Source organism: Tepidiforma sp. (assembly GCF_034433535.1).
Lineage (GTDB): Bacteria > Chloroflexota > Dehalococcoidia > Tepidiformales > Tepidiformaceae > Tepidiforma.
Window position 1 is genome coordinate 1 of record NZ_DAOUAO010000186.1, and the last position, 8,049, is coordinate 8,049.

The 8,049-nt window shown below is 70.3% G+C and carries 9 protein-coding genes; 7 read left to right on the top strand and 2 right to left on the bottom strand.

Annotated elements, in window-relative coordinates:
• Positions 1–104 precede the first annotated feature (104 nt).
• From VAE46_RS09645 to lysA, 7 genes are all read left to right on the top strand, one after another.
• Positions 105–467, top strand: a complete 363-nt coding sequence (locus VAE46_RS09645) for a zinc-ribbon domain containing protein (protein WP_322796723.1) — start codon at positions 105–107, stop codon at positions 465–467.
• A 17-nt stretch (positions 468–484) separates the two neighbouring features.
• On the top strand, positions 485–763 hold the full coding sequence (locus VAE46_RS09650) for a hypothetical protein (RefSeq protein WP_322796724.1): 279 nt from the start codon (positions 485–487) through the stop codon (positions 761–763).
• 102 nt (positions 764–865) lie between these two features.
• Positions 866–1,702, top strand: coding sequence for an enoyl-CoA hydratase (locus VAE46_RS09655; protein ID WP_322796725.1), 837 nt, complete (start codon positions 866–868; stop codon positions 1,700–1,702).
• A 213-nt stretch (positions 1,703–1,915) separates the two neighbouring features.
• Positions 1,916–3,379 carry an amidophosphoribosyltransferase gene (purF, locus tag VAE46_RS09660; protein ID WP_416223960.1) on the top strand — a complete coding sequence of 488 codons (1,464 nt, stop codon included), beginning with the start codon at positions 1,916–1,918 and terminating at the stop codon, positions 3,377–3,379.
• A 54-nt stretch (positions 3,380–3,433) separates the two neighbouring features.
• On the top strand, positions 3,434–4,132 hold the full coding sequence (gene cysE / locus VAE46_RS09665) for a serine O-acetyltransferase (protein ID WP_322796727.1): 699 nt from the start codon (positions 3,434–3,436) through the stop codon (positions 4,130–4,132).
• Complete coding sequence (locus VAE46_RS09670) at positions 4,132–4,293, top strand: hypothetical protein (protein ID WP_322796728.1); 162 nt, start codon at positions 4,132–4,134, stop codon at positions 4,291–4,293. The genes cysE and VAE46_RS09670 overlap by 1 nt, the downstream gene beginning before the upstream one ends.
• Before the next feature lie 26 nt (positions 4,294–4,319).
• Positions 4,320–5,594 (top strand): diaminopimelate decarboxylase, encoded by a 1,275-nt coding sequence (lysA, locus tag VAE46_RS09675; protein WP_322796729.1) that lies wholly within the window; start codon positions 4,320–4,322, stop codon positions 5,592–5,594.
• On the opposite strand, the gene VAE46_RS09680 is transcribed toward lysA, so the two are convergent.
• Together VAE46_RS09680 and VAE46_RS09685 are read right to left on the bottom strand one after the other, a co-directional pair.
• Positions 5,591–6,283, bottom strand: a complete 693-nt coding sequence (locus tag VAE46_RS09680) for a response regulator transcription factor (protein WP_322796730.1) — start codon at positions 6,281–6,283, stop codon at positions 5,591–5,593. The genes lysA and VAE46_RS09680 overlap by 4 nt on opposite strands.
• 85 nt (positions 6,284–6,368) lie before the next feature.
• Positions 6,369–8,049 (bottom strand): PAS domain-containing protein (locus VAE46_RS09685; protein WP_322796731.1); only part of this gene is annotated, 1,681 nt, incomplete at its 5' end.

Genomic DNA, 8,049 nt, shown 5'->3' on the forward strand with positions numbered 1-8,049 from the left:
CTCCCGGCTCCCCGCTCCCGGTTCCCGGCTCCCCGCTCCAACCTCCCACCTCCTCTGCTACCATGAATACGAGACCCGCATGGTGCGGAATCCAGGAGTTCATCTTGGCGTTTGCCGATAAGCAGATCAGCTGCCGCGATTGCGGCACCAACTTCGTCTTCACCGCCGGGGAGCAGGAGTTCTACGCCAACAAAGGGCTGATGAACGAACCGACCCGCTGCCCCGCCTGCCGCTCCGCCCGCCGCTCCAGCCAGAACTCGCTCGAAGCCGCCGACGGCTACGTCCGTTACGGCAACTTCGCCAGCTTCGGCGGCAAGACCCCGCGGCAGATGCACCCCGCATCCTGCGCGGAGTGCGGTCAGATGACGGAGGTCCCCTTCGTGCCCCGCGGTGAGCGCCCCGTCTATTGCTCGAACTGCTACAGCAAACTGAAGCCCCCGCGCGAGGAAGTCGCCCGCCAGTCCTAGCCCACGGGAGGGCCGGTATGCTCACCGACCCGCTGCTGCGCCAGCTCTCGCGCATCTACCAGCGCCCCCTCGAAACGCCCCTCGCCGCCCGCGAAGCCATCGTGCGCGACCCCGGCGTGCTCGCCTCCGCCCTCTTCCTCGAAGCCGCCGAAAGCGACGACGTGACCAGCATCGAGTCGGCCCTCGCCTACTGCGAGGCCCGCCTCGATGAGCTGGCCGAATTCGTCGGCGAGGCCCGCCGCGCTGTCCGCGTCCGCTTCGAAGAGAAGGTGCAGGCCTGGGCGAAAGTCGGCTGACCAGCCGCCCGCGGGAGGCATTCGGACGCCCAACACAGGATTCGGATGGGGCGGTAGAATCCCGGCAGATCCGCCAGCCCTGGCGTCGCCGGAGGTCCGCCCGTGCCCGAATTCGAAACCGTCCTCTACGAAACCCCGCTACCCGGGGTTGCCCGCATCACCCAGAACCGCCCCGAGGCGCGCAACGCCCAGAACTACCAGCTCACCTACGACCTCAACGCCGCCTTCGATTACGCCGCCGCCGATGAGTCCGTGAAAGTCATCATCCTCGCCGGCGCCGGGCCGCACTTCTCCGCCGGCCACGACCTCCGCGGCGGCGGCAAGCCCCTTTCCGACTACCCCGTGGTCGGCACCTGGCGCGAATTCGGCAAGAAGGGCGCCGAGGGCTACATGGCCGTCGAGGAGGAAATCTACCTCGGCATGTGCCGCCGCTGGCGCAACATCCCCAAGCCCACCATCGCCCAGGTGCAGGGCAAGTGCATCGCCGGCGGCCTCATGCTCGCCTGGGTCTGCGACCTCATCGTCGCCAGCGATGACGCCCAGTTCTCCGACCCCGTCGTCCAGATGGGCGTCTGCGGCGTCGAATACTTCGCCCACCCGTGGGAGCTTGGTGCCCGCAAGGCGAAGGAGATGCTCTTCACCGCCGACTGGATCAGCGCCCAGGAGGCCCACCGCCTCGGCATGGTGAACCACGTCGTCCCGCGCGAAGAGCTCGAATCGTTCACCCTCTCGCTGGCCGAGAAGATCGCGCAGAAGCCCTCCTTCGCCCTCAAGCTGGCCAAGGAGGCGGTCAACCAGACCCTCGAGGCGCAGGGCCAGTGGCAGGCGATGCTCGCCGTGTTCAACCTCCACCAGCTCGCCCACAGCCACAACCAGGAGCTTTACGGCATGCGCATCGACCCCAACGGCATCCCCGGCGCCGTCCGCAAGCCCTCCTAGCCCCGAGGTGGGAGGTTGGAGGCGGAAGGTTGGACCCGGCCCCTGCTGGCCGGTCCGGCATCAGCCGCCCCGAGCTCCGCTCATCCTTCGGCCGCACCCTCGTTGGCCCCGACCCTTCGGCCGGCGACGGTCTCCACCTCCAACCTCCCATCTCCCACCTCCACCCCGTATACTCGGAAGTAGCCGATACAGCAGGAGGGCCGGAGGGGATTGCTGCCCGAAAGCGATAACCCGCGCGAGGCCTGCGGCGTCTTTGGGGTCTACAGCCCCGGCGATGACGTCGCACGGCTTACCTTCTACGGGCTGTATGCCCTCCAGCACCGGGGCCAGGAAAGCGCCGGCATCGCCACCAGCAACGGGGAAGACTTCTCCCTCCGCACCGGCATGGGCCTCGTTGCCCAGGTCTTCGACGAAGAAGACCTCGCCTACCTCAAGGGCCACATCGCCATCGGCCACACCCGCTATTCCACCGCCGGCGGCTCGCTCGCCTGCAACGCCCAGCCGATCGTCGTCCACGATCGCCTGACCGGCGAGCCGATCGCCCTCGCCCACAACGGCAACCTCACCAACGTCGATATCCTCCGCGAGGACCTCGAGGCCCAGGGCATCGCCTTCGAATCCACCGCCGATTCCGAAGTCATCGCCCACCTCTTCGCCATCGCACCCGGCCAGCGCTGGGAAGAGCGCTTCCACTACGTGATGCGCCGGCTCGAAGGCGCCTACAGCGTCGTCATCATGACCCGCGACCGCCTCTTCGCTATGCGCGACCCGATGGGCGTCCGCCCGCTCTGCATCGGCCGCATCAACAGCGGCTGGGTCATCGCCTCCGAATCCTGCGCGCTCGAACACCTCGGCCTCCAGATGGAGCGCGAAATCCAGCCCGGCGAAGTCCTCATGATCGATGCCGAGGGCTGCGCGAGCTTTTTCCCCGTCGCCCCGGCCCGGAAACGGGCGATCTGCACCTTCGAATACACCTACTTTGCCCGCCCCGATTCCCGGATTGGCGGGCAACTTGTCTACCCCGCCCGTGAAGCCATGGGCGCCATCCTCGCCGAGGAGCACCCGGTCGAAGCCGACATCGTCATCGGCGTGCCCGATTCCGCCACCCCGGCCGCCATCGGCTACGCCCGCGCTTCCGGCATCCCCTACCGCGAAGGGCTCGTCAAGAACCGCTACGTCGGCCGCACGTTCATCCAGCCCGACCAGCGCATCCGCGAGGCCGGCGTCAGCCTCAAGTTCAACGCCCTCAGCGATGTCCTCGCCGGCCGCCGCGTCGTCCTCGTCGATGACAGCATCGTGCGCGGCACCACCACCCCGCGCGTCATCGCCCTCCTCCGCCGGGCTGGCGCCCGCGAGGTCCACATGCGCATCACCACCCCGCCGATCGTTTCGCCCTGTTTCCTCGGCGTCGATATGGCCACCAAAGCCGAGCTCATCGCCGCCAACCACTCGATCGAAGAGATCCGCCAGCACATCGGCGCCGATTCCCTCGGCTACCTCAGCCTCGATGGCCTCAACCGCGCCACCGGCCAGGACCCGAACGACCTCTGCAACGCCTGCTTCACCGGCGTCTACCCCCTCAACGTGCAGATGCAGATGGACCGCCTCGAGGCTGAACGCGTCCGCGAACCCGCCCTCGCCGCCGCCGAGAGCCTCAACCGGGCCGGCCGCCCCTGAACCGCGCCATCCCCCGCGCGCACACCGCACCGCCAATGCCGTAAGGTGATCGGCATGGGCGTCCTCGCCGAGATCCGCGACGATATCCGCGCCGCCATGGAGCGCGACCCGGCCGCGCGCTCCCCCCTCGAGGTCGTCCTCTTCTACCCCGGCTTCCACGCCCGGCTCGCCCACCGCCTCGCCCACGCCCTCCACCGGCGCGGTGTCCCCCTCCTGCCGCGCGGCATCATGCACCTCGCCCGCTTCTTCACCGGCATCGAAATCCACCCCGGCGCCCGCATCGGCCGCCGCTTCTTCATCGACCACGGCATGGGCGTCGTCATTGGCGAAACGACCGAGATCGGCGACGACGTCACCCTCTACCAGGGCGTCACCCTTGGCGGCACCAGCACCCGCCGCGTCAAGCGCCACCCCACCCTGCGCGACCGCGTCACCGTGGGGGCCGGCGCCAAGGTCATCGGCGCGGTCGAAATCGGCGAAAACGTCCGCATCGGCGCCGGCAGCGTCGTCGTCACCAACGTCCCGCCGAACGCGACGGTCGTCGGCGTCCCCGGCCACATCGTCGCCTTCCACGATGATTCCAACGGAGCCATCCAGCGCCTCCCCGACCCCGAATGGGAGCGCCTCAACGACCTCGACCGCCGCATGGACGACCTCCGCCGCCAGCTCGAACACCTCGAGCAGCACCTCGCCAGCCTCCATGAGCGCCACCACGACGGCGCCCCCGCCCGCGACCCGGCAGGGGAGCGCTGATGGGCTGGGAAGAGCGCGCACGCAAGCTCGAAGCCCGGCGGCGCCGCATGCCGATGAGCGGCCGCGGGCTCCTCACCGTCGAGCCCCATGCCATCCGCAGGCGCCTCCAGCGGCGCAGCGCCCGCCCGGGCCCTGGCCGCCGCAGCCCGAAGCGCGCCTGACTCCGCCCGCTGCTAGACTCGCCAGCATGGACCCTGCCCAGTACCCCCTCGAAGCGCTCGCCGCCAAGGTCGGCACGCCCTTCTACTTGTACGACGCCGCCATCATGGAGAAGAAATTCGCCGAGCTGGCCGCGCTCACCGCGGGCCCCGGCCTCCACTGCCGCTACGCCGTCAAGGCGAACCCCGCCCGGCCGGTGCTCGAAACGGCCCGCCGCCACGGCCTCTGGATCGACGCCGTCAGCGGCAACGAAGTGCTCCGCGCGAAGGCCGCCGGCTTCCCCATGGGCCACCAGCCGCCCGTCGTGATGTACACCGCCGATGTCTTCCGCGATAACGCCCTCCGCGTCGTCCTCGAAGAGGGCATCCTCCCCAATGTCGGCTCCCCCGGCATGATCCGCGAGCTCGCCGGGGCCGGCTACCGCGGCCCCATCGCCATGCGCATCAACCCCGGATTCGGCCACGGCCACGTCCAGGCCTGCGATACCGGCGGGCCCTCCTCCAAGCACGGCATCTGGTACGAAGACCACCTCGCCGCGAAGCGCCTCGCCGATGAGGCCGGCTTCCCCGTCGTCACCCTCCACGCCCACGTCGGCACCGGCCCGCAGATCCGCGAGTTCGATGAGAACATGAAGAAGCTCATCGCGCTCTTCGCCCACCTGCTGCCCCACTACCCGGATGTCACCGCCGTCAACCTTGGCGGAGGCATCCCCCACCCCTATCGACCCGGCGCGCCCGCCTACCCGCTCGAGGAGTACGGCGCCATTCTCGCCGAGGGCGTCCGGCAGCTCTCGGCCGCCGCCGAGCGCCCGATCGGCATCGAAATCGAGCCCGGCCGCTACCCGGTCGCCGGCATGGCCCTCCTCGTCGCCCGGGTCACCGATGTGAAGGCCACCCGCACCAACGAAAAAGGCCCCGGCCACCAGTTCATCATGTGCGACGCCGGCTTCAACGACCTCATCCGCCCCGCCATGTACGGCTCCTACCACCGCATCTCCATCGTCGGCCGCGGCGCCGGCCGCGACCCCAAGCCGTTCGTCGTCGCCGGCCCCCTCTGCGAAAGCGGCGACGTCTTCACCCGCGACGACCAGGAGCTCCTCCAGCCGCGCGACCTGCCCCGGCCCGAGCCCGGCGACCTCGTCGTTCTCCACGATGCCGGCGCCTACGGGGCGGCCATGTCCTCCAACTACGTCTCCCTCGGCCGGGCCGCCCAGGTCCTCTGGAAGGACGGCGAAGCCCGCCTCATCGCCCGCCGTGAAACCTTCGAGGACATCGTCCGCCAGGAGTGCGACGAGCCGCTCTAGCCGCCCGCCTGCTCGCCTGGGGCCTTGCGCGCGTCGGCCACCAACCGGTAGCCGACGTTGCGCACCGTTTCAATGAACGCGTGCCCGTTCACTTCGATCTTGGCGCGGATCCGCCGGATGTGGACGTCCACCGTCCGCGCCCCGCCGAAGTAGTCGTAGCCCCACACCCGGTTGAGCAGCTGCTCGCGCGTGAACACCCGCCCCGCGTTCATCGCCAGGAAGCGCAGCAGTTCGTACTCCTTGAAGGTCAGCACCACCGGCTCGTCGTCGACCGTCACGCGGTAGTTCGTCAGGTCGATTGCGAGCGCCCCGCAGCGGATGCAGTTCTCGGTATCGACCCCGTGCTTCCGCCAGAGCGCCCGTTCGATCCGCCGCGCCAGCTCCTCCGCCGGCGCCGTCAGCAGCACGAAGTCGTCCACTGGAAGGTCCGCGCTTACCCGGTCGAGCTGCTCGGGCGTCACAATCGCGAGCATGACCACGCCGTTTTCGCCGTAGGCGGTCGCGATGATCGAAAAGGCCGCCGGGGGGATATCCCGGAAATCCAGGACCGCCACGTCTACCCGGTTCTGCAGCTCATCCGAGGCCAGCCGCTCCGGGGCGATCACCGGGGCGTTGAAGCCCGCGCGCTCCAGGTCGCTGCCCAGCCGGGCGACATCGGCATGCCGGGTAACCAGGAACACGGTGCGCATCAGGCGGGACCCCTCTACCCGCCTGAGTATACGGCCCGGCTCCGGCCGGCCGGCCGCCGTGTCCATGAAATCCGTGTGAAATCCGTCACGAGGGCGAATCCGCTGCCGCCGCCGGCAGGTACAGCCGGAAGCGGCTTCCCCGCCCCGGCGCCGATTCGGCGACGATGCAGCCGCCGTGCCCCCGTGCCACCCCGGCCGCCGCCGGCAGCCCGAGCCCCCGCCCGGTAAAGCGCGTGGTGAAGAACGGCTCGAAGATGCGCTCCAGGAGCTCCGGCGCAATCCCTTCGCCGGCGTCGGTCACCTCTACCACCACGTACCGGCCCGTCGCAGGGCGGATGGGCTGGGCGCGCGCGAACTCTGCCGCCGTCGCCTCGACGGCGCGGGTCGTGACCGTCACCCGGCCGCCCTCGGGCGAGGCCTCGACCGCGTTCTCCACCAGCGCCGCGATCGCCAGGCGCAGCTGCCCCGCATCGCCGATCACCAGCGGCAGCCCCTGCCCCGGGATCAGCCGCACCCGCACGCCGCGCTGCCGCTGCCGCCCCCGGATGGCCGCCTGCGCGACCGCGTTGATATCCAGCTCGCCGCGCACAAACTGCCCCCGCCCCGAAAACGCCAGCATCTGGCGGGTCAGGTCGGCCAGCCGCCGGGCCGCGGCTTCGATCTCCGCGACGGCGGGCCGCGCCGGGTGCCCCTGCTCCAGCTCCAGCAGCGCCAGCGAAGCGTTGCCCAGCACCCCGACCAGCAGGTTGTTGAAATCGTGCGCGACCCCGCCGGCCAGGATGCTCAGCGCCTCCATCTTGTCGGCCCGCGCCTGGGCTTCGGCCGTGCGCATCCGCTCGGTGATATCGAGCACCACCGCCATCAGCCCCACCTGCCGGCCCCCGGCATCGCGCAGCGGCACGTAGCGCGCCTCCCAGGTCGTGTCCTGCCAGCGACCGAGCGCCGAAAATGCCTCGCCCGCCAGCCCGCGCCGCACCTGCTCGATGATTTCGGGGCGTTCGGCCTGGAACTCGAAGATCGATTGTCCCACCAGCTCGCCGGCCCGCAGCCCGTACTCTGCCAGTGCCCCGCCCTCGAGCAGCGTGTAGCGCCCCTCCATATCGACTGCCCAGATCACGATCGGCGCCGCGGCGGCCGCCTGCGACAGCAGCTCGCGCGCCTCGGCCAGCGCCCGCCGCTCGGTGATGTCGCGCGCGATGTGGGTGGTTCCCACCACCTGCCCGTCTTCGACCACCGTGTAGCCGCGCATCTCGAACCAGCCGCGCCGCCCGTCCTTGAACACGAGCTCCAGCTCAAGCCGCGGCACGCTCCCGCCCGCCCAGATGGTCTGGAGCGCGCTCGCCGCCCGCGGCAGGTGCTCCGGTGCGACGAACTTCGCGATCGGCTGGCCCAGCACCTCCCCCGGCGTGTAGCCGGTCACCCGGTAGCCCTCGCGGTTGAGCGCCGCTACCCGCGCCTCCCGGTCCAGGGAAAAGATAATGTCCGGCGCGTGGTCGAAGAGCCGCCGATAAGCGCCATCCGCTTCCCGCACCGGTCGCACGCTCACCACCGTCATGCCCGCCCCGCCTGCGTTGAGGCGCCGTGCGCATACCTCGAGCGGCTCGCCGTTCGCCCCCGTGCAGGTGTGCTCGAAGCTGGCCTGCCTGCCCCGGAGCACCTCCTCGAGGACCGGCGCGCACGCCTCCCGGGCGACATCGGACCCCACCACCGCCGTCAGCTGGGCGAGCAGGTCGCCGCCGGCGCCGTCGCCGGTGCGCGAGCGCCAG